General features: G+C 66.9%; 22 protein-coding genes. 15 read left to right on the top strand and 7 right to left on the bottom strand.

Going from position 1 to position 26,777, the window contains the following annotated elements; translation table 11 throughout:
* Positions 1–5: 5 nt before the first annotated feature.
* The 10 genes from murD to lpxC all read left to right on the top strand — a co-directional run bounded on the left by murD (position 6) and on the right by lpxC (position 12,003).
* On the top strand, positions 6–1,526 hold the full coding sequence (murD, locus tag VSR71_RS29345) for a UDP-N-acetylmuramoyl-L-alanine--D-glutamate ligase (RefSeq protein WP_342917161.1): 1,521 nt from the start codon (positions 6–8) through the stop codon (positions 1,524–1,526).
* Complete coding sequence (gene ftsW / locus VSR71_RS29340; protein WP_342917160.1) at positions 1,523–2,776, top strand: putative lipid II flippase FtsW; 1,254 nt, start codon at positions 1,523–1,525, stop codon at positions 2,774–2,776. Before murD ends, ftsW begins: the two co-directional genes overlap by 4 nt.
* Positions 2,777–2,885: 109 nt before the next feature.
* Complete coding sequence (gene murG, locus VSR71_RS29335; protein WP_342917159.1) at positions 2,886–3,956, top strand: undecaprenyldiphospho-muramoylpentapeptide beta-N-acetylglucosaminyltransferase; 1,071 nt, start codon at positions 2,886–2,888, stop codon at positions 3,954–3,956.
* 21 nt (positions 3,957–3,977) lie between these two features.
* A complete protein-coding gene (murC, locus tag VSR71_RS29330; RefSeq protein ID WP_342917158.1) occupies positions 3,978–5,405 on the top strand; it encodes a UDP-N-acetylmuramate--L-alanine ligase in 1,428 nt (475 codons plus the stop codon).
* Complete coding sequence (locus VSR71_RS29325) at positions 5,402–6,385, top strand: D-alanine--D-alanine ligase (protein WP_342917157.1); 984 nt, start codon at positions 5,402–5,404, stop codon at positions 6,383–6,385. The genes murC and VSR71_RS29325 overlap by 4 nt, the downstream gene beginning before the upstream one ends.
* 19 nt (positions 6,386–6,404) lie before the next feature.
* Positions 6,405–7,319: a cell division protein FtsQ/DivIB gene (locus VSR71_RS29320; protein ID WP_342917156.1), complete on the top strand. Its 915-nt coding sequence runs from the start codon at positions 6,405–6,407 to the stop codon at positions 7,317–7,319.
* Positions 7,316–8,548, top strand: a complete 1,233-nt coding sequence (gene ftsA, locus VSR71_RS29315; protein ID WP_012353950.1) for a cell division protein FtsA — start codon at positions 7,316–7,318, stop codon at positions 8,546–8,548. Before VSR71_RS29320 ends, ftsA begins: the two co-directional genes overlap by 4 nt.
* A 185-nt stretch (positions 8,549–8,733) precedes the next feature.
* The gene (gene ftsZ, locus VSR71_RS29310; RefSeq protein WP_342917155.1) at positions 8,734–9,927 is read left to right on the top strand and encodes a cell division protein FtsZ; all 1,194 of its coding nucleotides are present in this window, start codon (positions 8,734–8,736) and stop codon (positions 9,925–9,927) included.
* A 497-nt stretch (positions 9,928–10,424) separates the two neighbouring features.
* Entirely contained in the window at positions 10,425–10,931 is a 507-nt protein-coding gene (locus VSR71_RS29305) for a peroxiredoxin (protein ID WP_342917154.1), read from the top strand.
* 154 nt (positions 10,932–11,085) lie between these two features.
* Positions 11,086–12,003: a UDP-3-O-acyl-N-acetylglucosamine deacetylase gene (gene lpxC / locus VSR71_RS29300; protein WP_029048080.1), complete on the top strand. Its 918-nt coding sequence runs from the start codon at positions 11,086–11,088 to the stop codon at positions 12,001–12,003.
* Between the two features lie 82 nt (positions 12,004–12,085).
* Here lpxC and VSR71_RS29295 read toward each other — a convergent pair whose 3' ends face one another.
* On the bottom strand, positions 12,086–12,589 hold the full coding sequence (locus VSR71_RS29295; RefSeq protein WP_342917153.1) for a DciA family protein: 504 nt from the start codon (positions 12,587–12,589) through the stop codon (positions 12,086–12,088).
* 282 nt (positions 12,590–12,871) lie between these two features.
* On the opposite strand from VSR71_RS29295, the gene secA reads away from it, so the two are divergent.
* The 5 genes from secA to VSR71_RS29270 all read left to right on the top strand — a co-directional run bounded on the left by secA (position 12,872) and on the right by VSR71_RS29270 (position 20,589).
* The gene (gene secA / locus VSR71_RS29290; RefSeq protein WP_342917152.1) at positions 12,872–15,649 is read left to right on the top strand and encodes a preprotein translocase subunit SecA; all 2,778 of its coding nucleotides are present in this window, start codon (positions 12,872–12,874) and stop codon (positions 15,647–15,649) included.
* Positions 15,650–15,790: 141 nt separating this feature from the next.
* Positions 15,791–17,029: a bifunctional glutamate N-acetyltransferase/amino-acid acetyltransferase ArgJ gene (gene argJ, locus VSR71_RS29285; protein WP_342917151.1), complete on the top strand. Its 1,239-nt coding sequence runs from the start codon at positions 15,791–15,793 to the stop codon at positions 17,027–17,029.
* Between the two features lie 58 nt (positions 17,030–17,087).
* The gene (locus tag VSR71_RS29280) at positions 17,088–17,993 is read left to right on the top strand and encodes an ATP-binding protein (protein WP_342917150.1); all 906 of its coding nucleotides are present in this window, start codon (positions 17,088–17,090) and stop codon (positions 17,991–17,993) included.
* Complete coding sequence (locus VSR71_RS29275) at positions 17,990–18,427, top strand: NUDIX domain-containing protein (RefSeq protein WP_133098004.1); 438 nt, start codon at positions 17,990–17,992, stop codon at positions 18,425–18,427. The genes VSR71_RS29280 and VSR71_RS29275 overlap by 4 nt, the downstream gene beginning before the upstream one ends.
* A gap of 113 nt (positions 18,428–18,540) precedes the next feature.
* The gene (locus VSR71_RS29270; RefSeq protein WP_342917149.1) at positions 18,541–20,589 is read left to right on the top strand and encodes an OPT family oligopeptide transporter; all 2,049 of its coding nucleotides are present in this window, start codon (positions 18,541–18,543) and stop codon (positions 20,587–20,589) included.
* Positions 20,590–20,616: 27 nt separating this feature from the next.
* Here the strand turns inward: VSR71_RS29270 and VSR71_RS29265 are convergent, their stop codons facing one another.
* The 6 genes from VSR71_RS29265 to VSR71_RS29240 form a co-directional block, all read right to left on the bottom strand.
* Positions 20,617–20,808, bottom strand: coding sequence for a DNA gyrase inhibitor YacG (locus tag VSR71_RS29265; protein WP_029048086.1), 192 nt, complete (start codon positions 20,806–20,808; stop codon positions 20,617–20,619).
* Between the two features lie 4 nt (positions 20,809–20,812).
* Complete coding sequence (zapD, locus tag VSR71_RS29260; RefSeq protein WP_063241554.1) at positions 20,813–21,571, bottom strand: cell division protein ZapD; 759 nt, start codon at positions 21,569–21,571, stop codon at positions 20,813–20,815.
* 237 nt (positions 21,572–21,808) lie between these two features.
* Positions 21,809–22,447, bottom strand: a complete 639-nt coding sequence (coaE, locus tag VSR71_RS29255; RefSeq protein ID WP_342917148.1) for a dephospho-CoA kinase — start codon at positions 22,445–22,447, stop codon at positions 21,809–21,811.
* 51 nt (positions 22,448–22,498) lie between these two features.
* On the bottom strand, positions 22,499–23,401 hold the full coding sequence (locus VSR71_RS29250; RefSeq protein ID WP_342917147.1) for an A24 family peptidase: 903 nt from the start codon (positions 23,399–23,401) through the stop codon (positions 22,499–22,501).
* A 3-nt stretch (positions 23,402–23,404) separates the two neighbouring features.
* A complete protein-coding gene (locus VSR71_RS29245) occupies positions 23,405–24,676 on the bottom strand; it encodes a type II secretion system F family protein (RefSeq protein WP_342917146.1) in 1,272 nt (423 codons plus the stop codon).
* 69 nt (positions 24,677–24,745) lie between these two features.
* Positions 24,746–26,506, bottom strand: a complete 1,761-nt coding sequence (locus VSR71_RS29240; protein WP_342917145.1) for an ATPase, T2SS/T4P/T4SS family — start codon at positions 26,504–26,506, stop codon at positions 24,746–24,748.
* Between the last annotated feature and the right edge of the window lie 271 nt (positions 26,507–26,777).

The following is a 26,777-nucleotide window of genomic DNA, read 5'->3' as shown; positions in this document are numbered from 1 at the left end:
TCGAAGTGTTTGGCGAGCTGCAGAAACCTCATGTGCTGGTACTTGGCCTCGGCGAATCGGGGCTGGCCATGGCGCGCTGGTGTGGCCTGAACGGCTGCGCGGTGCGCGTGGCCGACACGCGCGAGGCGCCCGCCAACCTTGTCTTCCTGCAGGCCGAGCTGACTTCGGCCGAGTTCGTGGGCGGCCCGTTCTCGGAAAGCCTGCTCGACGATATCGGCCTGGTGGCGATCAGCCCTGGCCTGTCGCCGCTGGACGCCGGCACCGGTGCCCTGCTGGCGGCGGCGCAGGCGCGCGGCATTCCGGTGTGGGGCGAAATCGAGCTGTTCGTGCGCGCGCTCAGGCACCTGGAAGCAGCATCCGGCTACGCGCCGAAGCTGCTCGCGATCACCGGTACCAATGGCAAGACCACCACCACGGCATTGACCGGCCGGCTGGTCGAGCGCGCCGGCAAGACCGTGGCGGTGGCGGGCAATATCAGCCCGTCGGCGCTGGACAAGCTGTCGGCATGCATCGCCTCGGCCACGCTGCCGGACGTGTGGGTGCTGGAACTCTCCAGCTTCCAGCTGGAGACCACGCATACGCTGGCGCCGGACGCGGCCACCGTGCTCAACGTGAGCCAGGACCATCTTGACTGGCACGGCTCGATGGAAGCCTACGCCGCGTCCAAGGCGCGCATCTTCGGGCCCGCCGGCAGCGAGTGCGTGCAGGTGCTGAACCGCAATGACCGGCTCACGCTGGACATGGCGCGGACGGGCCGCAAGCCGGTGACCTTTGGCATCGACCTGCCGGAAGTGCCGGGCAGCTTCGGCATCCTGCGCGAGGGCGGCATGCCCTGGCTGGTGCTGGCCGAACCCGATTCGGAAGCGGAAGGGCAGGGCAAGCCGCGCCGCCGCAAGGCCGCCGCGGGCCAGGACAGCACCGAGGAAGCCGTGCCGGTGCGCCACAAGCGCCTGATGCCGGCCGACGCGCTGCATATCCGCGGCATGCACAACGCCACCAACGCCATGGCGGCGCTGGCACTGTGCCGTGCCATCGACCTGCCGATGAACGCCTTGCTGCACGGCCTGCGCGAGTATCGCGGCGAGCCGCACCGCGTGGAGTGGGTCGCCACCATCGATGACGTCGAGTATTTCGACGACAGCAAGGGCACCAATGTCGGCGCAACCGTGGCCGCGCTGTCCGGGCTGGACAAGCGCGTGGTGCTGATCGCCGGCGGCGAAGGCAAGGGCCAGGATTTCTCGCCACTGGCCGCGCCGGTGGCGCAATACGCGCGCGCCGTGGTGCTGATCGGCCGTGCCGCCGGTGAATTGCGCGATGCCCTGCAGGGCAGCGGTGCCACCCTGGCCGATGCCGCCACGCTGGAAGAGGCGGTGACCAGGGCGACCGAGCTGGCCGAGCGCGGCGACGTTGTGCTGCTGTCGCCGGCCTGCGCCAGCCTCGACATGTTCCGCAATTACGTGCACCGCGCCGAGGTATTCCGCGCCGCGGTGGAAGAACTGGCGCTGTCCCGGGGGATCCTGCCATGAGCCAGCTTGAGACCAACCCACAGGTCAAGCGCAGCGGTTTTATCGGCGCCACCATCGGCAACGCCTGGGGTGGCCTGCGTGACGCGGTGTCGGGCGTCAAGCCCACGCGCTCGCGCATGATGGAGTACGACCAGCCCCTGCTGTGGGTCGCGATCGTGCTGCTCGCGCTCGGCCTGGTGATGGTCTTTTCGGCCTCGATCGCGCTGCCGGATTCGCCGCGCTACGCAAACTACCGCGAAAGCCATTTCCTGATGCGGCATGCGTTCGCGCTGCTTATCGGGCTTTCGGTCGGGCTGGTGGCGTTCCAGGTGCCGGTGAAGGTATGGGACCGCTATGCGCCCAAGCTCTTTATCGTCGCGCTGATCCTGCTGGTGATCGTGCTGGTGCCGTTCGTCGGCAAGGGCGTGAACGGCGCGCGCCGCTGGATCCCGCTGGGCGTGATGAACTTCCAGCCGTCCGAGCTGATGAAGCTGGCGGTGGTGCTGTACGCCGCCAACTACACCGTGCGCAAGCAGGAATGGATGCAGACCGTGTCCAAGGGCTTCCTGCCGATGGGCGTGGCGGTGGTGGTGGTCGGCATGCTGCTGCTGCTCGAGCCCGACATGGGCGCGTTCCTGGTGATCGCGGCGGTGGCGATGGGCATCCTGTTCCTGGGCGGCATCAACGGCAAGCTGTTCGCCGGGCTGGTCGGCGTGGCGATAGGCGCGTTCGCGCTGCTGATCACGGCGTCGCCGTGGCGGCGCGAGCGGATCTTCGCCTACCTGAGCCCGTGGGAAGAGAGCAACGCGCTGGGCAAGGCCTACCAGCTGACGCACTCGCTGATCGCCTTCGGCCGCGGCGAGTGGACCGGGGTCGGGCTGGGCGGCAGCATCGAGAAGCTGCACTACCTGCCCGAGGCGCATACCGACTTCATCCTTGCGGTGATCGGCGAGGAGTTCGGTTTTGTCGGCGTGCTGGTGGTGATCGTGCTGTTCTACTGGCTGGTGCGCCGCGCCTTCAATATCGGCCGCACCGCGCTGCAGCTCGACCGCACCTTTGCCGGCCTGGTGGCCAAGGGCATCGGCGTGTGGATCGGCTGGCAGACCTTTATCAACATGGGCGTGAACCTCGGCCTGCTGCCGACCAAGGGGCTGACGCTGCCGCTGGTGAGCTATGGCGGGTCGGGGATTCTGATGAACTGCGTGGCGTTGGCGATCCTGCTGCGTATCGATTATGAAAATCGAGTGCTGATGCGTGGAGGGAAGGTATGACCGGAACGCAACAGCACTCGATTTCGGCGAAGGCTAACTTCCTGCGACTGCAGGAAGTTAAGCGCAGCGGCCGAAGCCAAAACCGTGTATTGATGCGCGGAGGCAAGGTATGACGCAGCAGCGCACCTTGCTCGTGATGGCCGGCGGCACCGGGGGACATGTGTTCCCCGGGCTGGCGGTCGCGCATGCGTTGCGCGAGCAGGGCTGGAACATCGTCTGGCTGGGCAACCGCACCGGCATGGAAGCCACGCTGGTGCCCAAGCACGGCATCCCGATGGAATACATCCAGTTCGGCGGGCTGCGTGGCAAGGGGCTGGTGACCAAGTTCCTGCTGCCGCTGAACCTGCTGCGCGCGTTCTGGCAGAGCATCGGCGCGCTGCGCCGGGTAAAGCCGAACGTGGTGCTGGGCATGGGCGGGTATATCACTTTCCCGGCCGGCATGATGGCCTCGCTGCTGGGCCGCCCGCTGGTGCTGCACGAGCAGAACTCGATCGCCGGCCTGGCCAACAAGGTGCTGGCCAAGGTGGCCGACCGCGTGCTGTGCGCGTTCCCGGACACGCTGCCCGGCGGTGAATGGACCGGCAACCCGGTGCGCGAGGAACTGGCGCACCTGGATGCGCCCGAGTCGCGCTACGACCAGCGCACGGGCCCGCTGCACATCCTGGTGGTGGGCGGCAGCCTGGGCGCCGCGGCGCTGAACGAGGTGGTGCCGAAGGCGATCGCGCTGTTGCCGCACAGCGAGCGTCCGATGGTGACGCACCAGGCGGGCGCCAGGCAGATCGACACGCTGCGCGCCAACTACGCGGCCGCGCAGGTGCCGGCGCAGACCCTGCCGTTCATCGACGACATGGCGCGTGCCTATGCCGATGCGGACCTTGTGATCTGCCGCGCCGGCGCGATGACGGTGTCGGAAGTGGCCGCGGCGGGCGTGGCGGCGCTGTTCGTGCCGTTCCCGCATGCCGTGGACGATCACCAGACCACCAATGCAAAGTTTTTGTCCAGCCAGGGCGCGGCCCTGCTGGTGCAGCAACAAGACCTGACGGCCGAGGGCCTGGCGCAGACCATCGCCAGCCTGACCCGGCCGCAGCTGAAAGACATGGCGCGCCTGGCGCGCGGACTGGCCAAGCCTGAGGCAACCCGGCGCGTCGCCGAGGTGTGCAGCCAGCTGGCCAGGGACTGAAGTGAGCGAAGCAGCAATCCAATGAAGCATATCGTCAAGAACATCCACTTCGTGGGCATCGGCGGGGCCGGTATGAGCGGCATCGCCGAGGTCCTGCTGAACCTGGGATACAAGGTCTCGGGGTCGGACGTGGGCAGCAATGCCGCCACGCGGCGCCTGGCCTCGCTGGGTGCCACGGTCATGCACGGGCATGACGCGGCCAACGTAACCGGCGCCAACGCCGTGGTGGTGTCGACCGCGGTCAGCGGCGACAACCCCGAGGTGCTGGCCGCCCGCAGCAAGCGCATCCCGGTGGTGCCGCGCGCGGTGATGCTGGCCGAGCTGATGCGCCTGAAGCAGGGCGTCGCCATCGCCGGCACGCATGGCAAGACCACCACCACCAGCCTGGTGGCATCGGTGCTGGCCGAAGGCGGGCTGGACCCGACCTTCGTCATCGGCGGTCGGCTCAACTCTGCCGGCGCCAACGCGCGCCTGGGCACCGGCGACTTCATCGTGGCCGAGGCCGATGAGTCCGACGCGTCGTTCCTGAACCTGTTCCCGGTCATCGAGGTCATCACCAATATCGATGCCGACCACATGGACACCTACGGGCACGACTTTGCCCGGCTCAAGCAGGCGTTCATCGAATTCACGCAGCGCCTGCCCTTCTACGGCATCGCCGTGCTGTGCGTGGACGATCCCAACGTGCGCGAGATCCTGCCGTTCGTGTCCAAGCCGGTGGTGCGCTACGGGTTTGCCGACGACGCGCAGATCCGCGCCGTGGACGCGCGCGCGGTCGATGGCCAGATGCACTTCACCGTGCTGCGCCAGCTCAACGGCCATACCGAGCCGCCGCTGGACATCGTGCTGAACCTGCCCGGCATGCACAACGTGCAGAACGCGCTGGCGGCAATCGCCATCGCGACCGAGCTGGAAGTGCCGGACGCGGCCATCGTCAAGGCGCTGCGCGAGTTCCACGGCGTGGGCCGCCGCTTCCAGCGCTACGGCGAAGTGGCCACCACCGACGGTGCCGGCACCTTCACGCTGGTGGATGACTATGGCCACCACCCGGTGGAAATGGCCGCCACGCTCGCCGCCGCCCGCGGCGCGTTCCCCGGCCGCCGACTGGTGCTGGCATTCCAGCCGCACCGGTTCACCCGTACGCGGGATTGCTTCGAAGACTTCGTCAAAGTGCTGGGCACCGTCGATGCCCTGCTGCTGTCCGAGGTCTATGCCGCCGGCGAGACCCCGATCGTGGCCGCCGATGGCCGTGCGCTGACCCGCGCGTTGCGCGTGGCCGGCAAGGTAGAACCTGTTTTCGTGGAGCAGATGGAAGAGATGCCGCAGGCCATCCTCAATGCTGTCCGGCCCGGCGATGTGGTCGTGACGATGGGCGCCGGCTCGATCGGCGGCGTGCCGGGGCAACTGGTGTCGCACCAGCAGACGCAACAGTCGGGAGGCCAGCAATGAGCTTCGTCGCCCATCCCAATATCGATCCCAGGTCGCTGGGCAAGGTCGGCGTGCTGTTTGGCGGCCGCTCCGCCGAGCGCGAGGTCTCGCTGATGTCGGGCAGCGGCGTGCTGGCCGCGCTGCAGTCGCGCGGCGTCGACGCGCATGGCTTCGATCCCGGCCTGCAAGGCGTGGCCGAGCTGGCCGCGGCCAAATTCGACCGAGTCTTTATCGCGCTGCACGGCCGCTACGGCGAAGACGGCACCATCCAGGGCCTGCTGGAACAGCTGGGCGTGCCCTACACCGGCAGCGGCGTGCTGGCCTCGGCGCTGGCGATGGACAAGCAGGCCACCAAGCGCCTGTGGACCACGCATGACCTGCCCACGCCGCGTTTCGCCATGCTGCATGCCGATACGGATTTCGATGCCGTGGTCGCCGACCTGGGCCTGCCGCTGATCGTCAAGCCGGCGCGCGAAGGCTCGTCGATCGGCCTGACCAAGGTGACCGCGGCCGAGCAGATGCGCGAGGCCTTCGAGAAGGCCGAGGCGCTGGACAACGACGTCATCGCCGAAACCTTCATCGACGGCGCCGAGCTGACCTGCCCGATCGTGGGCGAGGGCGACACCGCCGAAGCGCTGCCGGTGATCCGCATCGTCGCGCCCGAATCCAACTACGACTATCAAAATAAGTACTTTACTGACGATACCCAATACTTGTGTCCGTCAGGGCTGGACCCCGAAGTCGAGAAGGAAGTCCAGGCGCTGGCGGTGCAGTCCTACCGCGTGCTGGGCTGCCGCGGCTGGGCGCGCGCCGACGTGATGCTGCGCGCCGACGGCAAGCCTTTCCTGCTCGAGATGAATACCTCGCCCGGCATGACCGGCCACTCGCTGGTGCCGATGGCGGCGCGCGCGGTCGGCATCAGCTACGAGGACTTCGTGCTGCAGGTGGTGGCCGCCGCGACGCTGGACCTGCACCCGAGCGAGCACTGGAAGCCTGAATAACCGAGAACCCGCCTGGACCATGTGGCATAACGCACGCCTGCTCAACCTGATCGCCACCACGCTGTATGCCGTGGTGGCGCTGATGGCGCTCGCGGCCGGCCTGCTGTGGCTGGCGCAGCGGCCGGTGTTTGCCATCACCCACGTGGAGATCGCGCCGATGGACGGCGGCGCACTGCGCCATGTGAACGCCCCGAGCGTGCGTGCCAGCGCGCTGGGCAAGCTGTCGGGCAACTTCTTCACGCTCGACCTGAACGCGGCACGGCAGGCGTTCGAGTCGGTGCCCTGGGTGCGTCGCGCCAGCGTGCGGCGCGAATGGCCCAACGGCCTCGCCGTGGAGGTCGAGGAGCATGAGGCGCTGGGTACCTGGGGCTCGCCGGAGAGCGGGCGCATGCTCAATACCTACGGCGAGATCTTCGTGGCCAACACCGCCGAGGCGGAAGAAGACGCGCAGCTGCTGGCGCTGGACGGTCCGCCGGACAGCGAGGGCGACGTGATCGAGAAGCTCGAGGTCATGCGCCAGTGGTTCAAGCCGCTGAAGACCGAGCCGCTGGCGGTGACGTTGTCTGGCCGCTATGCCTGGCGCGCCAAGCTGTCCAACGGCATGGTGGTCGAGCTTGGCCGCGAGCAGAACGATGAAGACCGCGCCGCGATGGACCAGCGGGTCAGGCGTTTTGTCGCTGCGTGGCCGCAGGTCACCGAGCAGTGGGGCAAGCAGATCGACTATGCCGACCTGCGTTATCCCAATGGTTTCGCCATTCGCGCCGCCAATGCGCGCTTCCTGACCGAGGCGCAGATTGCCGCGGCGGTGCGGGCCGAGAAGGCGGAGCGAGCGGCGAAGGCGGCCCGGGCTACGCAGGCAGCGGCAGCGGTTTCCGGTACTTCCAACAACAATCCGACGCGACTGAAGAGCAAGAACGCGGAGAAAACCCGATGAGCAAGGAATACAAGGACCTGTTGGTCGGTCTCGATATCGGCACCTCGAAGGTGGCGGCGGTGGTCGCAGAACTGCGCCCCGACGGCAGCTACGAGGTGATCGGGATGGGCCAGTCGGAGTCCAAGGGTCTGAAGAAAGGGGTCGTGGTCAACATCGAAGCCACCGTGCAGTCGATCCAGAAAGCACTGGAAGAGGCTGAACTGATGGCCGACTGCAAGATCTCGGAGGTCTTTACCGGCATTGCCGGCAGCCATATCCGCAGCTTCAACTCCAGCGGCATGGTGGCGATCAAGGACAAGGAGGTCACGCAGACCGACGTGGCGCGCGTGATCGAGACCGCCAAGGCGGTCAATATCCCGACCGACCAGCAGATCCTGCACATCCTGACGCAGGAATTCATCATCGACGGCCAGGAAGACGTGCGCGAGCCCATCGGCATGAGCGGCATCCGGCTGGAAGTGAAGGTGCATATCGTCACCGGCGCCGTCAGCGCCGCTCAGAACATCGTCAAGTGCGTGCGCCGCTGCGGCCTGGAAGTGCACGACCTGATCCTGCAGCCGCTGGCGTCGAGCCTGGCGGTGCTGACCGAGGACGAGAAGGAACTGGGCGTGGTGCTGGTCGATATCGGCGGCGGCACCACCGACATCGCCATCTTCAGCGAAGGCGCGATCCGCCATACGGCCGTGATCCCCATCGCCGGCGACCAGATCACCAACGACATCGCCATGGCGCTGCGCACGCCGACGCCGGACGCCGAGGACATCAAGATCCAGTACGGCATCGCCAAGCAGGCGATCGCAGATCCGGAAGACATGATCGAAGTGCCGGGCGTGGGTGACCGCGGCACGCGCACGCTCAGCCGCCAGGCACTGGCCGCGGTGATCGAGCCGCGCATCGAAGAGCTGTACTCGCTGGTGCACCAGGTGGTACGCGAGTCGGGCTATGAAGAACTGTTGTCTTCCGGCGTGGTCATCACGGGTGGTACCGCGATGATGCCGGGCATGGTCGAGCTGGGCGAGGACATCTTCCTCAAGCCCGTGCGAGTGGGCGTGCCGGAGTACCGCGGCAACCTGCACGAGGTGGTGAAGAGCCCGCGCTACGCGACGGTGATGGGCCTGCTGCTGGAAGGCCGCGTGCAACGGATGCGCGGACGCAAGGTGGCCGTGCAGAGCGGGTCGGTCAAGCAGGTCTGGACCCGCATGAAGGAATGGTTCGTCGGCAATTTCTGATCGATGCGGAAATTGCCGGGCTGAAGATGCAACGGCGCGCGCATGGTCTTGTCTACCGGACGGGCGATGGCGCGTTGAGCAAAGGTTTTCTTGGTTCTTTCTTTTAATGGTTTTTTTGTTCAGAAACCAGGGGTTGCGGCGGGGAGGCTGCATCGTCTGGGGACTGATTCTTCTCGGAGGCAGTGATGGACTTTGACATGATCGAAACGGAAGTGATGGACGGCACCATCATCAAGGTGGTCGGCGTGGGCGGCGCGGGCGGCAATGCCGTGCAGCACATGATCAGCCGCGGCGTGCAAGGCGTCGAATTCATCTGCATGAACACCGACGCCCAGGCGCTCAAGCGTTCCAGCGCTTCGCGCGTGCTGCAACTCGGCAATACGGGCCTGGGCGCCGGCGCCAAGCCGGAAGTCGGCCGCGGTTGCGCCGATCAGGCCCGCGAGCAGATCGCCGACGCCCTGCGCGGCGCGCACATGGTCTTCATCACTGCCGGCATGGGCGGCGGTACCGGTACCGGTGCCGCGCCGATCGTGGCGCAGGTTGCCAAGGAAATGGGCATCCTGACCGTGGGCGTGGTCAGCAAGCCGTTCGAGTTCGAAGGCGCGCGCCGCGCCAAGGTGGCCGAGCATGGCTCCAGCGAGCTGGAGTCGAGCGTCGACTCGCTGATCGTGGTGCTCAACGAGAAGCTGTTCGAAGTGATGGGCGACGACGCCGAGATGGACGCATGCTTCCAGTGCGCCGACGACGTGCTGCACAACGCGGTGGCAGGCATTGCCGAGATCATCAACGTTGACGGCCTGGTGAACGTCGACTTCGAAGACGTGAAGACGGTGATGGGCGAGCAGGGCAAGGCCATGATGGGGACGGCCACCGTGTCGGGCGTGGACCGCGCCCGCCTGGCGGCCGAGCAGGCCGTTGCCAGCCCGCTGCTGGAAGGCGTGGACCTGTCCGGCGCGCGCGGCGTGCTGGTCAACATCACCGCCAGCCGTTCGCTGAAGCTGTCGGAAACCAAGGAAGTCATGAACACCATCCGCAGCTACGCCGCGGAAGATGCGACCGTGATCTTCGGTACGGTGTACGACGATTCGATGAGCGATGCGCTGCGCGTGACCGTGGTCGCGACCGGCCTGGGCCGCTCGGCCAAGAAGCAGCAGCCGATGACGCTGCTGAAGACTGGCACGGACAACATGCCGGTGCAGATGATGGCCAACATGGCAGCCACCGCCGCGCAGCACAGCTCGCCGGACTACAGCAACCTGGACACGCCGGCGGTGTGGCGCAGCTCGCGCGAATCGGCGTCGGCCCACGTGGCGGCGCTGCAAGAGAAGGGTGTGGACACGTACGATATTCCGGCCTTCCTGCGCAAGCAGGCAGACTGAGCGCCGGACGGCGCGGCATCGGTGTCTCCACCGGCCGCCTGACGGATCGCGTCGCCTTGTCGCGATGCACGCGCGCTCCCTATCCGCGCGTGCCTTGCATGGACTGACGTGAACCGGCAGGCAGCCGGCGGCGCCGCGCCGCCTGCCGCAACGGCGCATCGTCCGCCACAACCCGCATCCCGTCGCCGGGCAGGGCGTGCCGCTGGCCGCCTCCCCGGACTGGTTTCCCGCCTTCCCGGTCGGGATGTCTCGCCGTCCGCGCGGCGCACCCACAAGGTGCGTCGCGCGGACGTTTTTGTAGCAAGGTGTATCGAATGCGACCGGATGTGATCCGGCTTTTGCATTGCCGGCGCGGCGCCTATGATCTTGAGGTTGCCCGCGGTACGGAACATTGTCCGGAACGCTGTCCGGATCGTTGAGCGGGCACGCCGCCGTGCCGCTGCGCGCAGCCGGCCGCCATCCGTCCTATCCTTCAGACAACCCACAGACTTCGCCCCATGATTACCGTCGGTTCCCGCGTCCCGGACGCCACCCTGCAGGAATTCATCGAAACCGAAAGCGAGGGCTGCTCGCTCGGCCCCAACGCCTTCCGCGTCGCCGACCTGGCGCGCGGGCGCAAGATCGTGGTGTTCGGTCTGCCCGGCGCGTTCACGCCGACCTGCTCGGCCAAGCATGTGCCGGGCTTCGTTACGCATGCCGCTGACCTGCGCGCCGCCGGCGTCGATGAAGTGTGGTGTGTGTCGGTCAACGACGCCTTCGTCATGGGCGCGTGGGGCCGCGAACAGCAGGTCGCCGGGACGGTGCGCATGATGGCTGACGGCAGCGCCGAATGGACGCGTGCGCTGGGCCTGGACCAGGACCTGGGCGCACGCGGCATGGGCGTGCGCTCCAAGCGCTATGCCATGGTGATCGACGATGGTGTCGTGACCCGGCTCGATGTGGAGGCGCCCGGCGAATTCCGCGTCAGCGGCGCCGAGGCCGTGCTGGCTGCGTTGCGCGGCTGACACAGTCATTCGGGTTAACGTGGATTATTCGCAACATCTTAATGCGGTGTTAACAGCCGGAAACAAAACCCGGCTGCACCACCTTCGAGGTGGTGGTAAAATCGCTTAATCAGAAAAAGCACCACGATAGATTTTTATAATAGTTGAGGCTGTCATGCTCAAACAGCGCACGATCAAATCCCTGGTGAAGACGGTTGGCATCGGCCTGCACTCCGGCCGCAAGGTCACGCTGACCCTGCGTCCCGCCGCCGCCGACACCGGCATCGTCTTTACCCGCGTCGACCTGCCCGAGGCCGTCGAGATTCCCGTGGCCGCGTCGGCCATCGGCGACACGCGCCTGGCGTCGGTGCTGCAGAAGGATGGCGCGCGCGTTTCGACCGTCGAGCACCTGATGTCGGCGTGCGCCGGCCTGGGCATCGACAATCTCTATGTCGACGTCGATGCCGAGGAAATCCCGATCATGGACGGCAGCGCCGCGTCCTTCGTGTTCCTGCTGCAGTCGGCCGGCATTGAAGAACAGAACGCGCTGAAGACCTTCATCCGCGTCAAGAAGCCGGTGGAAGTGCGCGAGGGCGACAAGTTCGCGCGGCTGGAGCCGTTCTTCGGCTTCAAGCTGGCGTTCACCATCGACTTCCGTCATCCGGCGGTCGACAAGACCGGCCAGACCTTCTCGATCGACTTTGGCGACACCAGCTACGTGCGCGAGATCGCCCGGGCCCGCACCTTCGGCTTTGCCCATGAGGTGGAGGCGCTGCGCGAGATGGGCCTGGCGCGCGGCGGCAGCCTGGACAACGCCATCGTGCTGGACGAGCACCGCATGCTGAACAACGAGGAGCTGCGCTATGGCGACGAATTCGTGCGCCACAAGATCCTCGATGCCATCGGCGACCTGTATGTGGTCGGCCACCCGCTGATCGGTTCCTATGTCGCCCACAAGTCGGGGCACGGCCTGAACAACCAGTTGCTGCGCGCGCTGCTGGCGGACCAGGAAGCCTATGAACTGGTCACCTTCGACCGCGTCGAGGAAGCGCCCGCCGCCTTCCTGCCGCAGGCGCAGCCGGCCTTTGCCTGAGCCGCGCCAGTTGCCCGGCGTGCAACGAAAAGCCGACCCGAGGGTCGGCTTTCTTGTATGTCCGGAAATCGCTGTCGGCCGCTCAGCGGTGATGCGAGAGCAGCGTCTTGAGCGCGTCGCGCAGCGGCGAATCGGGCAGCGTGCGCGCGAGCTGGTCCAGGCTGGCAAGGCCGGTCGGCGTCATCTGTCCGCTGGTGCGCTTGCGCTCGACCGGACCGGTGTCCCAGTCCGAGTGGCGCTGCACCTCGGGCTGCACCCGCACCCGGATCGCGGTGATCTGGGAGCCGCGCTGCTGGAGCCGTCCCAGCAGCGTCGGCACCACCTGCCGCACCCGCGCCGCGGCTGCGCCGTGTGCCGCCAGCAACAGCAGCACCTGGCCGTTCGCGTCGACGGTGTCGCGCTTGACCCCGGCCACGGCAATGCCGGCGCGCATGCCCGGGGGCAGCAGCGACAGCACTTCGGCCTCCAGCACGGACAGCTGGCGCGCGGTCTGCATCAGCCCGGAAACCGGGCCGGACTTGGCCAGCCAGTCATTGAGCGGCTTGGCGGCGGCAGTCTGCAGGGCGTGGTGGGTAAAGCGGCGCATGGCTGCATTCTAGCAAGGGGTGGCGGAGCTGCCCGGAGCGGGTGTGGATTGAAGCTGCCGCACCGTCCCAAACTGCTCCAGGCAGAGGGCCGGGGTTGGCCCGCGTTGGCCGGGGTTTGGCATTCGCAGCCTTGCGCGGCAAGGCCCGGCGCGTGTTCCGGCCGTGACCCCGGCACATGATAAACTCGGCGTTTCGCGCCAATCTATCCATTCCTCGCCCGGCCGCCGGGGGGCCCGCTTACCAGGGGCGTCAACCCGGTCCCGCGCAGGTGAAAGCAATCGATGATCACGGGCCTTCTCAAGAAAGTCTTCGGCAGCCGCAATGAGCGGCTGATCAAACAATACCGCCGCACGGTGGCGCAGATCAATGCGCTGGAGCCGAAGTTCGAGCAACTCTCGGACGACGACCTGCGCGGCATGACCGAGACCTTCCGGCAGCGCCACGCCGGCGGCGAGTCGCTCGAAGCGCTGCTGCCCGAGGCTTTCGCCGTGTGCCGCGAGGCCAGCAAGCGCGTCATGAAGATGCGTCATTTCGACGTGCAGCTGATCGGCGGCATGGTGCTGAACGACAACAAGATCGCCGAAATGCGCACCGGCGAGGGCAAGACGCTGACCGCGACGCTGGCCGTGTACCTGAATGCCATTACCGGCAAGGGCGTGCACGTGGTGACGGTCAACGACTACCTGGCGCAGCGCGATGCCGAGTGGATGGGCAAGCTGTACAACTTCCTGGGCCTGTCGGTGGGTGTCAACCTGTCGCAGATGGCGCATGACGAGAAGCAGGCTGCCTACAGCGCCGACATCACCTACGGCACCAACAACGAGTTCGGCTTCGACTACCTGCGCGACAACATGGTCTACGACCCGTCGCAGCGGGTGCAGCGGCCGCTGAACTACGCCATCGTCGATGAAGTGGACTCGATCCTGATCGACGAGGCGCGCACACCGCTGATCATCTCGGGCCAGGCCGAGAACCAGACCGACCTGTACCAGCGCATGAACGGCATCCCCAAGCTGCTCGAGCGCCAGATCGGCGAGGAAAAGGCCGATGGCACCGGCGTCGAGAAGCCGGGTGACTACTACGTCGACGAGAAGGGCCACCAGGTCTACCTGACCGAGGCCGGCCACGAGAAGGCCGAAGAGATCCTGGTCCAACAGGGCCTGATCGGCGAGGGCGAGTCGCTGTACGCGCCGCAGAACATCACGCTGATGCACCACCTGTACGCCGCACTGCGCGCGCACAGCCTGTTCCATCGCGACCAGCACTACGTGGTGCAGAACGATGAAGTCGTGATCGTCGACGAATTCACCGGCCGCCTGATGACCGGCCGGCGCTGGTCGGACGGCCTGCACCAGGCGGTCGAGGCCAAGGAAGGCGTAAGCGTCCAGCAGGAAAACCAGACCCTGGCCACCGTCACCTTCCAGAACTACTTCCGCATGTACGAGAAGCTGGCCGGCATGACCGGCACCGCCGACACGGAAGCCTATGAATTCCAGGAGATCTACGGCCTGGAAGTGGTGGTGATCCCGACCAACCGCCCGGCCCAGCGCAAGGACCAGCAGGACCAGATCTACAAGACCGGCAAGGAACGCTACGACGCCGTGGTGCGCGATATCCGCGACTGCCACGAGCGTGGCCAGCCGGTGCTGGTGGGCACCACCTCGATCGAGACCTCCGAATACCTGTCGGGCCTGCTCGAGCGCGAACAGCTGCCGCACCAGGTGCTCAACGCCAAGCAGCACGCGCGCGAAGCCGAAATCGTGGCGCAGGCCGGCCGTCCCAAGATGATCACCATCGCCACCAACATGGCCGGTCGCGGTACCGACATCGTGCTGGGCGGCAATGTGGAGAAGCAGTCGGGCTTTATCGAAGCGGACCCGAACCTGTCCGACGCCGACAAGGCCGCGCGCATCCAGCAGCTCGAGGATGAATGGCAGTCGCTGCACGAGCAGGTCAAGACCGCCGGCGGCCTGCATATCGTCGGCACCGAGCGCCATGAATCGCGCCGTATCGACAACCAGCTGCGCGGCCGCGCCGGCCGCCAGGGCGACCCGGGTTCGTCGCGCTTCTACCTGTCGCTGGACGACCAGCTGCTGCGCATCTTCGCCGGCGACCGCGTGCGCGCGATCATGGAGCGCCTGAAGATGCCCGAAGGCGAGCCGATCGAGGCCGGCATCGTCACGCGTTCGATCGAGTCGGCGCAGCGCAAGGTGGAAGGCCGCAACTTCGACATCCGCAAGCAGCTGCTGCAGTACGACGACGTCGCCAACGACCAGCGCAAGGAAATCTACAAGCTGCGCAACGACGTGCTCGAGGCCAATGACGTCGGCGAGATGGTCACCAACCTGCGCGAAAGCGTGCTGATCGAGCTGTTCCGCGACCACGTGCCGGCCGACACCATGGAAGAGCAGTGGAACATTGCCGGCCTGGAAGCGCGCCTGCGCGAGGACTGGGGCCTGGAGGTGCCGCTGGCGCAGACCATCGAAGGCGCGCAGAGCATCGAGGACGAAGAGCTGCTCGACCTGATCATGAAGGCGGCGAACGAGCGCTACGACGGCAAGGTCGCGATGGTTGGCCGCGAGTCGTTCGCCGGTTTCGAGCGCTCGGTCATGCTGCAAAGCATCGACACGCACTGGCGCGAACACCTGGCCGCGCTGGACCACCTGCGCCAGGGCATCCACCTGCGCGGCTATGCGCAGAAGGACCCCAAGCAGGAGTACAAGCGCGAGTCGTTCGAGCTGTTCGCGCGCCTGCTGGACGTGATCAAGAGCGAAGTCACCCGCGTGACCTTCAACGTGCAGATCCAGTCGCCGGAAGAACTGGAACAGGCTTCCGAGCAGATCGAGGAAGGCCTGTCGCACCTGGAGAACGTGCAGTACAAGCACGACGAGTTCGCAGAAGGCCGCGAGCCGGTCGAGGAAGCGCCGTCGCACCGCACCGGCACGGCCATGGCCGCCGCCGAACTGGCGCTGGCGGGCATGCCCAAGGTTGGCCGCAACGATCCGTGCCCGTGCGGCTCGGGCAAGAAATTCAAGCAGTGCCACGGCAAGCTCAGCTGAACTGAGCCGCGCCGGGTGCCCGGTATGACGTCGGTCCCGCAGCGCGGGGCGTGACGCAACAGGAAACGAACATGCCCGCCCTTCGCGGGCATGTTCGTCTGAGACAAGCCAGTCGCTGGCAGGAACATCGAGGAGTCCAACATGCCCGTCAATCTTCCGCTGCCCCAGGCAGAGAACCTGAAATCCGTCGCCGGCGTGGAGCTCGGCTGGGCCGAGGCGGGCATCCGCAAGGCCAACCGCAAGGACGTGCTGGTGGTGCGCGTGGCCGAAGGCAGCACCGTGGCCGGCGTCTTCACCAGCAACCGCTTCTGCGCCGCGCCGGTGCAGGTGTGCCGGGAGCACCTTGCCGCCGTGAACCAGTCGGGCAAGGGCATCCGCGCGCTGGTGGTCAACACCGGCAATGCCAACGCCGGTACCGGCGAGCAGGGCCTGGCCAACGCCCGCGCCACTTGCGACGCGCTGGCCGCGCAGCTGGGCATCGACGCCGGCCAGGTGTTGCCGTTCTCGACCGGGGTGATCCTCGAGCAGTTGCCGATGGACCGCCTGCTGGCGGGACTGCCCGCCGCCATCGCCAACGCCAGCGCCGACAACTGGCTGGCCGCTGCGGAAGCGATCATGACCACCGACACGCAGCCCAAGGTTGCGTCGCGCACGGTGCAGATCGACGGCAAGACCGTGACGCTGTCGGGCATCAGCAAGGGTGCCGGCATGATCCGCCCGAACATGGCGACCATGCTGGGCTTTATCGCCATGGACGCCGCGGTGGCGCAGCCGGTGCTGCAGGGGCTGGTGACGCACGCCGCCGATCATTCGTTCAACAGCATCACCATCGATGGCGATACCTCGACCAACGATTCATTCGTGCTGATCGCCTCGGGCAAGTCCGGTGCCGTGGTCGACCGTGCCGAAGGCCCGGCCTTTGAAACGCTGCGCGATGTGGTGACGAGCCTGGCGCAAGAGCTGGCGCAGATGATCGTGCGCGACGGCGAAGGCGCGACCAAGCTGATGACCATCCGCGTCGAAGGCGGCAAGGACGTGGGCGAGTGCCGCCAGATCGCCTACGCGGTTGCGCATTCGCCGCTGGTCAAGACCGCGTTCTACGCGTCGGACCCCAACCTGGGCCGCATCCTGGCCGCGGTGGGCTACGCCGGCGTGGACGACCTCGACGTCGGCCGCGTCAACCTGTGGCTGGACGATGTCTGGGTCGCACGCGACGGCGGCCGCAATCCTGAATACCGCGAGGAAGACGGCCAGCGCGTGATGAAGCAAACCGAGATCACGGTGCGCATCGCGCTGGGCCGCGGCAATGCCGAAGCCACGGTGTGGACCTGCGACCTGTCGCACGACTACGTGTCGATCAACGCCGACTACCGTTCCTGAGCAAGCTTTCCTGCCCGTGCACGCGGGCAGGGCGCACGAACCCATCCGCCGCCCCACCATGTCCGACCTCGCCGCCCGCCTCGATAACTTCCTCTCCCGCCTCGAACAATGGCTGCCGCCGCAACTGAACGATGCTGACTGGCAGGAGGCGGTAGCGTTCCGCTGGCGCAAGCGCCAGAGCCTGTTCGGCAATATCGGCTACCTGCAGCCGGTGCGCCAGCTGCCGCCGATCCACCTGGACGACCTGAAGAACATCGAGCGCCAGAAGGACGCCATCGTCGCCAACACGCGCCAGTTCGTGAGCAAGCTGCCGGCCAACAACGTGCTGCTGACCGGCGCGCGCGGGACCGGCAAGTCGTCGCTGATCAAGGCCTGCCTGAATGCCTTCGTCAAGGACGGGCTGCGGCTGGTGGAGGTCGACAAGGATGACCTGGGCGACCTCGGCGATATCGTCGAGCTGGTCTCGGCCCGCTCCGAGCGCTTCGTCATCTTCTGCGACGACCTGTCGTTCGAAAAAGGCGAGTCGGGCTACAAGTCGCTGAAGTCCGCGCTTGACGGCTCGGTCGCGGCGCAGTCGGACAACGTGCTGATCTACGCTACGTCCAACCGCCGGCACCTGCTGCCGGAGTACATGAAGGACAACGAGACCTACCGCCACACCGACGACGGCGAGATCCATCCCGGCGAAGTGGTCGAGGAGAAGATCTCGCTGTCCGAGCGCTTCGGGCTGTGGCTGTCGTTCTACCCGCCCAAGCAGGATGAGTACCTGACCATTGTCGGCCATTGGCTCAGGCACTTCGGCTGCACCGACGAAGACATCGCCGCCGCGCGCGGTGACGCGCTGGTGTGGGCGTTGGAGCGCGGATCACGCTCGGGCCGCGTGGCGTGGCAGTTCGCGCGCGATTGGGGCGGCAAGCATGGCCAGCCGTACATCGCCGACGTGCCGGGGAACGACAAGGCATGAGCGCGGCCATGGACAAGCCCGCAGAGACCGCCGGCAACCCGCCGCGCAAGGTCACCGAAGTCGCCGTCGGCGTGATGGTGCAGCCCGACGGCCGCTTCCTGCTGGCGCAGCGCCCCGCGGGCAAGCCGTACGAAGGCTACTGGGAATTCCCCGGCGGCAAGCTCGAGCCAGGCGAGACCGTGGAAGCCGCGCTCGCCCGCGAGCTGCATGAGGAGCTGGGACTCGACATTACCGCGTGCGAGCGCTGGCATGTGCTCGAGCACGACTACCCGCACGCCTATGTGCGGCTGCATTTCTGCAAGGTCACTGCCTGGCGCGGTGACCCGGTCGGCCGCGAAGGCCAGGCCTTTTCCTGGCAGACGGTGCCCGTGACGGTCGCGCCGCTGCTGCCGGCCACCATTCCGGTGGTCGAATGGCTGGGCGAAGAAGCCTAGGGCACAGACCCCGGGCCGGCCCTGCCTGACATACCCGCGCCCCGCGCCCCGCGCCCCGCGGCCGCGGCGCCCGTGATTGCGCCGATCGACAATAACAGCAATAAAGGATCCGTATGCTGCGTGCAGACCGCGTTGCCGACGACATTTCCCTGCCTGAGCTGACCTTGCGCGGCATCATCCTGGGGGCGCTGATCACGGTGGTGTTCACCGCCTCCAATATCTATCTCGGCCTCAAGGTAGGGCTCACATTTTCCTCGGCCATTCCGGCCGCGGTCATCTCGATGGCGGTGCTGCGGCTGTTCCCCGGCGCCAACATTCTCGAGAACAACATGGTGCAGACGCAGGCCTCGGCCGCGGGCACGCTCTCGTCCATCATCTTCGTGCTGCCGGGCCTGGTGATGCTCGGCCATTGGCAAGGCTTTCCGTTCTGGCAGACGCTGTCCATCTGCGCCGCCGGCGGCATGCTGGGGGTGCTGTTCAGCATCCCGCTGCGGCATGCGATGGTGGTGCAGAGCGAGCTGCCGTACCCCGAAGGCGTGGCGGCGGCGGAAATCCTGCGCGTCGGCAGCGCGGCGCATGAGGCCGCACCCGGCGCGCCCGGTGCAAAGCGCCAGGGCACCGGCCTGGCCGACCTGCTCGACGGCGGGCTGGTGGCGGGATTGTTCAGTTTTGCCGCGGGCGGGCTGCGCCTGCTGGCCGAAGGGGCCAACCTGTGGCTCGCTGCGGGCGCCTCGGTGATGCGCTTTTCGATGGGCTTCTCGCTGGCGCTGGTCGGGGCCGGCTACCTGGTCGGCATCGTCGGCGGGCTGGCCATGCTGCTGGGGCTGCTGCTGACCTGGGGTGTCGCCGTGCCCTGGCTGACTGCCGTCACGCCGCGGCCCGATGGCGCCACGCTGCAGGCCTTCGGCACGACGGTGTGGAGCACGCAAGTGCGCTTTATCGGCGCCGGGACGATCGGCATTGCGGCTATCTGGACCCTGATCACGCTTGCGCGGCCGATGCTCGATGGCATCCGTGCGTCGCTTGGCGCGATCAGGGGAGCCGGCGGCGCGCGTGGCGACGGCATGCCGCGCACGCAGCAGGACCTGCCCGTGCGCTGGATCGGCGTCATTGCCGTCGCGCTGGCGGTCGTGCTGGCGGCCACGTTCGGATATTTCATGCAGCCGGCGCCGCTGGACGCCGGCACTCGCTGGCGCCTGGTCGGCTGCGCCGTGCTGTTTGCCTTCGTGTTCGGCTTCCTGGTTGCGGCGGCCTGTGGCTACATGGCAGGGCTGGTCGGTTCGTCGGCCAGCCCGATCTCGGGCATCGGCATCATTGCGGTGATCCTGGTCTCGCTGCTGATCCTTGCGCTCGGCACCGCGGACGGCCTGCTGGATACGCCGGAAGGCGGCAAGTTTGCCATCGCGCTGGCCATCTTCACGACCTCCGCCGTGCTCGCCGTGGCCACCATTGCCAATGACAACCTGCAGGACCTGAAGACCGGCTGGCTGGTGGGCGCCACCCCGTGGCGCCAGCAACTGGCGCTGCTGATCGGCTGCGCGGTGGGCGCGGCGGTAATTCCGCCGGTGCTGGAACTGCTCTACAACGCCTATGGGTTTGCCGGCGCGCTGCCACGCGCGGGCATGGACCCGGGCCAGGCGCTGGCCGCGCCGCAGGCCACGCTGATGACGGCGATCGCCACCGGCATCTTCACCCACCAGCTGAACTGGAACATGATCCTGACCGGCATCGCACTTGGCGTGGTGCTGATCGTGATCGACGAGGTCCTGCGGCGCCGCGCCGGGCCGGCGCGCCTGCCGGTACTGGCGGTGGGGATTGGTATCTACCTGCCGCCCACGATCAGCTCGGCGCTGGTCGTCGGGGCGGTGCTGTCGTGGGTGCTGCTGCGCGCCGAACGCCGCCGTGCCACCGCGCGCGGCGACGACGTCAAGCTGGCGCTGGAACATGCCGAGCGGCGCGGCACGCTGCTGGCATCCGGCCTGATCGTCGGCGAAAGCCTGGTGGGCGTGATGCTGGCCGCGGTGATCGGCCTGTCGGGCACGGAAGCGCCGCTGGCGCTGGTGGGCGCCGGCTTTGAGGCAACGGCGCAGTGGCTGGGCCTGGCGGTCTTCGTGCTGGTGTGCGTGGGGTTCTACCGCCGCGTGCTGGCGGCGGCGCACTGAGCGGTCTGTGCGGACGGGGCGACTATGTCAGTCGTCCTCGTCGCCGGGCAGGTCAGGCGAGGGCGTCTCGCCCGGCTTGCCGCCAATCACGTACTTTTCGGACGCCCAGGCGCCGAGGTCGATCTGCTTGCAGCGCTCGGAACAGAACGGGCGGAACTTGTTGTCGGGCACCCAGGCCACCTCGGTGCCGCAGGTGGGGCATTTGACGACTGCGGGCATGGCTTCAGAAATTGCAGAGTTTCAGCAGGAACGGGATATCGGCATCGACCGAGCGCGGCCGCAGGTCGCCGTCCTGCTGCGTGAAGCGCACCCACAGCATGTACTTGTTCGCGCTCATTTCCGGGATGAAGGCCAGCAGCGAATCATCCAGCCACACCTGCATCAGCTGGTAGCTGCGGCCCGACAGCATCTGCTGGTAGCTGCCGCCGGTGGCGATCACCTTGCCGCTCTGGCCGGCTTCGCGCAGCAGGCGCAGCACGATGGTGGTGCCCATGCGCAGCGATACCAGCGGGCGCGCCCACTTCAGGATATCGGCGCGGCGGTCCTCCGCAGGGCGATGCTGCCACGCGTAGTAGGCCGGCAGGTCGAATTCGCAGGTGCCGCCTGGAATGATGGCGCGGCTGCGGATGCTGGTCAGCCACTCGTTGTCGGTCAGCAGCTGCCCGGCCTTGCCCACGGTCTGGTTGAGCATGGCGATGCCCTGCTCGATCTCGCCGATCACGCTGTCCAGCGCTTCCTGGTCGATCTGAGGGTTGGCGCGCAGCGGCGCCAGCGCCTGGCGCTGGCGTTCCAGTTCCTTGATCAGGTCGGTCTTGAGGTCGGCGCGGCCGGCTACGTCGATGATCTCGAACAGCGTGGTCAGCGCGACATGGTGCTGCTGGGGGTGATCCTGGCCGAGGAAGTATTCCAGCCGATCGAACAGGTCCTCCAGCCGCAGGAGTGTCCTGATGCGTTCGTTGAAAGGATATTCGTACAGAATCAAGTGCTATGTCCGTGCAGGGCGCCGGGCGGGCTCCATGAGAGGAGCAGGCCCGGTGCGGAATGTGGCCCGGGGAACGCCGGAAGGGGCTGGGTGGACTTTGTCGGAGGGATCCACGGTGTCCAATGCCCGCAGTATGCGGCGATTTCCCGGCATGTTCCAGCGCATTCTATGCGAGACCCGGGCCGAGGACAATGTCGGACGCGCGTTCTCCGCGTGCCGCCGGGCCGGGCCCGCGCATCATGCGCCGGCTTCGGGATGGACCTTCCCGGACGCCGACAGTTCGCGGTAATAGCGGTCGAGGCGGTCCACCTGCGCCGCGAGCGCATCGACTGGCCCGTCGTTGTCGATGACGTCGTTGGCACATGCCAGCCGCGCGCGCCGCGTCGCCTGCTTGGCCATGATCGCCTGCACCTGTTCGCGGCTGAAGCCGTTGCGCGCCATCACGCGCGCCACCTGGGTGGCTTCCGTGCAGTCGACCACCAGCACGCGGCCCACGCGCTCGCGCCATGAGCCGGACTCGACCAGCAGCGGTACCACGTAGATCAGGTAAGGATGCTCGCCGGCGTCGCGGACCGCCTGGGCATGCTCGTTAGTCAGCGCTCGGATCAGAGGATGGGTGATGCCTTCGAGGCGCGCCTTGGCGGCCGGGTCGGCGAACACCAGCGCGCGCATCGCGTCGCGATCCATGGCGCCGTCAGGGCGCAGGCATTCAGGCCCGAAGGCCTCGACCAGCGCCGGGATGGCACGCCCGCCCGGCGCGGTGATCTGGTGGGCGAGCAGGTCTGTATCGATGATCGCGGCGCCGCGCGCGGCGAACATGTCGGCCACGCGGGTCTTGCCGCTGCCGATGCCGCCGGTCAGTCCGATTTCCAGCATGTGGGGATGCCGTGAAGGCCAGTTGACGATGTTGCCGTCACGATACCAGCTTCACGGCAGCACGGTCAGCGGCAGCACGCCGGAGCCGAACACCAGCACCACCAGGCCCGCCAGCGCGATAAAGGGGCCGAAGGGGAAGGGCGTGTCGCGGTCCTGCCGGCGCAGCGCGATGCTGGCCAGCCCGAACACCACGCCGGCCACCGATGACAGCAGCACCAGCGCCGGCAGCGCCTGCCAGCCAAACCACGCGCCGAGGGCCGCCATCAGCTTGAAATCGCCGAAACCCATGCCTTCCTTGCCACGCACCAGCCGGAACAGCCAGTACGCCGCCCACAGCGCCAGGTAGCCGGCGGCGGCGCCGATCACGGCGTCGGCCAGCGGCACGAACAACGCGCCCAGGTTCAGCACCAGTCCCAGCCACAGCAGCGGCAGCGTGATCTGGTCCGGCAGCAACTGGGTGTCGGCGTCGATCAGGGTCAGCGCCAGCAGCGCCCACACCAGCACCAGTGCCGCCACGGCCTGCACGCTGGGGCCGAAGCGCCACGCCACCAGCGCGCTCAGCATGCCGCAGGCCAGCTCCACCAGCGGGTAGCGCGCGCTGATCCGGGTCTTGCAGGCCGAGCAACGGCCGCGCAGCGCAAGCCAGCTCAGCACCGGCACGTTCTCCCAGGGCGCGATCGCGTGGCCGCAGTGCGGACAGGCCGAGCGCGGCACCATCAGGTTGTAGCGGGCGGGGTAGGGCTGGGGATCGCCGCGCAGCTCGGCGATATAGTTGGCTTCGTCGCGCTCCATCATGCGCGGCAGCCGGTGGATCACCACGTTAAGGAAACTGCCTACCACCAGGCCCAGCATGGCCGCCGCCGCCACCATGAAGGCAGGTGGCAGCGCCGCCAGCGCTTGCAGCAATTGCCCGCTGCCGGCGGGAAACGGCGAAACGGAATACGCCAGCGCCATTCGCTACACCACCTGTCCCAGCTTGAAGATCGGCAGGTACATTGCCACCACCATGCCGCCGATCAGCACGCCCAGCACCACGATGATGATCGGTTCGATCAGGCTGGAGATGGCGGCCACCGCGTCGTCGACCTCGCGCTCGTAGAACTCGGCCACCTTCAGCAGCATGTTGTCGAGCGCGCCGGATTCTTCACCGATCTGCGTCATCTGCAGCACCATGTTGTCGAACACGTGCGTGGCCTGCATGGCGTTGGTCAGGCTGGTACCGATGCGCACCGACTGTTCGATTTCGCGCGTGGCGTCGTAGTAGACCCAGTTGCCGGCGGCGCCGGCCACCGACTCCATCGACTCCACCAGCGGCGTGCCGGCGGCGAACATGGTCGCCAGCGTTCGTGTCCAGCGCGCTATCACCGCCTTGCGGAACAGGCTGCCGAAGATCGGCAGCTTCAGCAGCGCGCGGTCGGACCAGCGCTGCACCTTCTCCGACTTCTTGCGCGCCCGCAGGTAGGACGTGATGCCGGCCACCGGCGCACCGATGACCAGGTACCAGTACTGCACGAAAAAGTCCGAGATCGCGATCACCAGCAGCGTCGGCGCGGGCAGGTTGGCGCCGAAGCTGGAGAAAACGCCCTTGAACGCCGGGATCACGAACAGCATCAGGATCACGGTGACGGCAAAGGCCACCGTCAGCACCGCGATCGGATAGATCATCGCCGACTTGATCTGGCCCTTCAGCGCGATGGTCTTTTCCATGTAGAGCGACAGGCGCTCCAGCAGCGCGTCCAGGATACCGCCCTGTTCGCCCGCATCGATCAGGTTGCAGTAGAGCGTGTCGAAGTACTTGGGCTGTCGCCGGAATGCCGCCGCCATGCTGCTGCCCGATTCGATATCGAAGCGGATTTCGGACAGCAGCTGGGTGAAGTTGGGATTGGCGTGCCCGCGCGCGATGATGTCGATCGACTGCAGCAGCGGAATCCCCGCCTTGAGCATGGTCGACAGCTGCCGGGTGAAATAGGCGATGTCCTTCTCGGTAATCTTGCGCCCGCGCGCGGCCTTACGCTTCTTGAGCTTGACGATGGTCAGGCCCTGCTTGCGCAGCGTGGCGGTGACCTCGGCCTGGCTCTCCGCGCGCAGCTCGCCAGTGAAGGTCTTGCCTTTGCGGTCCTTGCCTTCCCATTCAAAGATGTACTGGGTGGGGGCCTTGCGCCCCTTGCCTGATTTTGCCCGCGACGGTGTTCCCGTCCGGGCACCCGCCGCTGGTGCGCGCGTCGCCATGTTGTTGACCCCCGGTGTAAATGACGTTTCTGGTACGTCTTGTATTTACGTTGTGACCTGACTGCCTTGCTACGTATTCGTGGTCGCCAGCACCTCTTCGAGTGACGTGACGCCCGCCCTGACCTTCAGCAGCCCCGCTTCGCGCAACGATAGCACGCCATCCTTGCGCGCCTGCTCGGCGATCTGCAGGGCGGTGCCATGCGACAGGATGATCTGTTGCATCGCCTCGGTGATCGGCATGACCTGGTAGATGCCGCAGCGGCCCTTGTAGCCGCTGCCGTTGCAGCGCTCGCAACCAACCGGATGATAGGGCTGCCAGCTGCCGTCCAGATCGTGATCGCGGAAGCCGGCGTCCAGCAGCGTCTCGCGCGGCAGATCGCCGGGGCGCTTGCAGGTGCACAGCCGCCGCGCCAGCCGTTGCGCGGTGATCATCAGCACGCTGGAGGCGATGTTGAAAGGCGCCACGCCCATGTTCATCAGTCGCGTCAGCGTGGTGGGCGCATCATTGGTGTGCAGCGTCGACAGCACCAGGTGGCCGGTCTGCGCGGCCTTGATCGAGATATCGGCGGTTTCCAGGTCGCGGATTTCGCCGACCATGATGACGTCGGGATCCTGCCGCAGGAACGAACGCAGCGCGGCGGCGAAGGTCAGGCCGGCCTTGTCGTTGACGTTGACCTGGTTGATGCCGGGCAGCTGGATTTCGGCCGGGTCCTCGGCGGTCGAGATATTGATGTCGCCCTGGTTCAGCAGGTTCAGGAAGGTGTACAGCGACACCGTCTTGCCGCTGCCGGTGGGGCCGGTCACCAGCACCATGCCGTACGGGCGCTTGATCACGTCCAGCAGCAGCGCCTTCTGTTGCGCCTCGTAGCCGAGCTGGTCGATGTCGAGCTTGTCGCTCGACGACTCCAGGATACGCATCACGATCTTCTCGCCGAACAGCGTCGGCAGCGTCGAAACGCGGAAATCGACGGCTTTCTCGACCGTTTCCCTGGTGTCTTTGTCCTTGGAATCCTTCGCGTCCTTGCTGTCCTTCGTATCCTTGGGCAGGGCGATCAGCAGCTTCATGCGGCCGTCCTGCGGCACGCGCTTTTCAGAAATATCCAGCCGGGACAGCACCTTGATGCGGGTGGCGATCTTGTCGCGGATATCCAGCGGCGGCCTTGCCACCTCCTGCAGCACCCCGTCAACGCGGAAGCGGATCCGGTAGAAGGTCTCGAACGGCTCGAAATGCAGGTCGGAGGCGCCGCGGTGGAAGGCTTCGGTCAGCAGTTTCTGCAGGAAGCGCACCACGGGCGCGTCGTCGATGGCATCGGCGGCTGTGCGGTTGCGCTGCGCGCCGGCGGCCGCGACCGGGTCGTACTCGATCATCTTGCGCTCGGCCTGCACCGGCGAGATGTTCTTCAGCGTGCCCAGCGCCTCGCCGGCGGAGCGCACGTGCTTCATCAGCTTGTCGTGCTCGACCACCACCGCTTCGACCGGCACCTTGTACTTTTCCTTGATCGCGTCCAGGCCGGCCTGGTTCGACGGATCGGATAGCCCGAGCACCAGCCGGTTTTCGCGCCGGCCCAGCGGCAGCAAGCGGTGCGCATGGAATTCGCGGTTGCCAGCCAGCCCCGGCGGCACCTTGGTCAGGTTGTACTGGTTCAGGTCGAGCAGCGGCAGCTGGTACTTGTCCGCGGCGAACACCGCCAGGTCGTGCGCGCTCATGGTGCCGCTGCCGACGATCTCGTCGATCAGCTGCGACTGCTTTTCACGGGCGGCCTGCTCCAGCTGAGCAAGCAGGGCGGGCGCGATACGCCGGCTCTGGGTCAGGGCAAGACCGAGTGTCATGACAGGTGCGCGGTGGTTGGACAGTGGCTGCCACCGGCCAGGGCTGGACGAGGCAGTCCCATGTCTTGGGATCGGGGCAGTTTGCCGCTGGGGTCACTTTTTGTAAAGGCGACGGCGGGACGTGTTGGCATTTGCGCGACACGGGCGCAACCCTACCTGCGCGGGGGCGGGGGTGCCCGCGGTGGGAACGCAAGCCATCAGTGGATGGCGATTTGAGAAATGCCTCAGCCTCGGCGACAGCGCAAGGCAATCATGGGCTGAGGAGTCGCAG

This window comes from Cupriavidus oxalaticus (assembly GCF_038900635.1).
Taxonomy (GTDB): Bacteria; Pseudomonadota; Gammaproteobacteria; order Burkholderiales; family Burkholderiaceae; genus Cupriavidus; species Cupriavidus oxalaticus_B.
This window is presented reverse-complemented; position numbering and strand designations above follow the sequence as displayed.

Bases quoted from the DNA above. Each gene is read 5' to 3' on its own strand.
- secA (WP_342917152.1), top strand. From the start codon at position 12,872: ATGATCACGGGCCTTCTCAAGAAAGTCTTCGGCAGCCGCAATGAGCGG.
- VSR71_RS29295 (WP_342917153.1), bottom strand. From the start codon at position 12,589: ATGCGCCGCTTTACCCACCACGCCCTGCAGACTGCCGCCGCCAAGCCG.
- VSR71_RS29245 (WP_342917146.1), bottom strand. From the start codon at position 24,676: ATGGCGACGCGCGCACCAGCGGCGGGTGCCCGGACGGGAACACCGTCG.
- coaE (WP_342917148.1), bottom strand. From the start codon at position 22,447: ATGCTGGAAATCGGACTGACCGGCGGCATCGGCAGCGGCAAGACCCGC.
- VSR71_RS29240 (WP_342917145.1), bottom strand. From the start codon at position 26,506: ATGACACTCGGTCTTGCCCTGACCCAGAGCCGGCGTATCGCGCCCGCC.
- argJ (WP_342917151.1), top strand. From the start codon at position 15,791: ATGCCCGTCAATCTTCCGCTGCCCCAGGCAGAGAACCTGAAATCCGTC.
- ftsW (WP_342917160.1), top strand. From the start codon at position 1,523: ATGAGCCAGCTTGAGACCAACCCACAGGTCAAGCGCAGCGGTTTTATC.
- murC (WP_342917158.1), top strand. From the start codon at position 3,978: ATGAAGCATATCGTCAAGAACATCCACTTCGTGGGCATCGGCGGGGCC.
- VSR71_RS29265 (WP_029048086.1), bottom strand. From the start codon at position 20,808: ATGCCCGCAGTCGTCAAATGCCCCACCTGCGGCACCGAGGTGGCCTGG.
- VSR71_RS29320 (WP_342917156.1), top strand. From the start codon at position 6,405: ATGTGGCATAACGCACGCCTGCTCAACCTGATCGCCACCACGCTGTAT.
- VSR71_RS29270 (WP_342917149.1), top strand. From the start codon at position 18,541: ATGCTGCGTGCAGACCGCGTTGCCGACGACATTTCCCTGCCTGAGCTG.
- ftsA (WP_012353950.1), top strand. From the start codon at position 7,316: ATGAGCAAGGAATACAAGGACCTGTTGGTCGGTCTCGATATCGGCACC.
- VSR71_RS29275 (WP_133098004.1), top strand. From the start codon at position 17,990: ATGAGCGCGGCCATGGACAAGCCCGCAGAGACCGCCGGCAACCCGCCG.
- VSR71_RS29250 (WP_342917147.1), bottom strand. From the start codon at position 23,401: ATGGCGCTGGCGTATTCCGTTTCGCCGTTTCCCGCCGGCAGCGGGCAA.
- lpxC (WP_029048080.1), top strand. From the start codon at position 11,086: ATGCTCAAACAGCGCACGATCAAATCCCTGGTGAAGACGGTTGGCATC.
- VSR71_RS29325 (WP_342917157.1), top strand. From the start codon at position 5,402: ATGAGCTTCGTCGCCCATCCCAATATCGATCCCAGGTCGCTGGGCAAG.
- VSR71_RS29280 (WP_342917150.1), top strand. From the start codon at position 17,088: ATGTCCGACCTCGCCGCCCGCCTCGATAACTTCCTCTCCCGCCTCGAA.
- ftsZ (WP_342917155.1), top strand. From the start codon at position 8,734: ATGGACTTTGACATGATCGAAACGGAAGTGATGGACGGCACCATCATC.
- VSR71_RS29305 (WP_342917154.1), top strand. From the start codon at position 10,425: ATGATTACCGTCGGTTCCCGCGTCCCGGACGCCACCCTGCAGGAATTC.
- murG (WP_342917159.1), top strand. From the start codon at position 2,886: ATGACGCAGCAGCGCACCTTGCTCGTGATGGCCGGCGGCACCGGGGGA.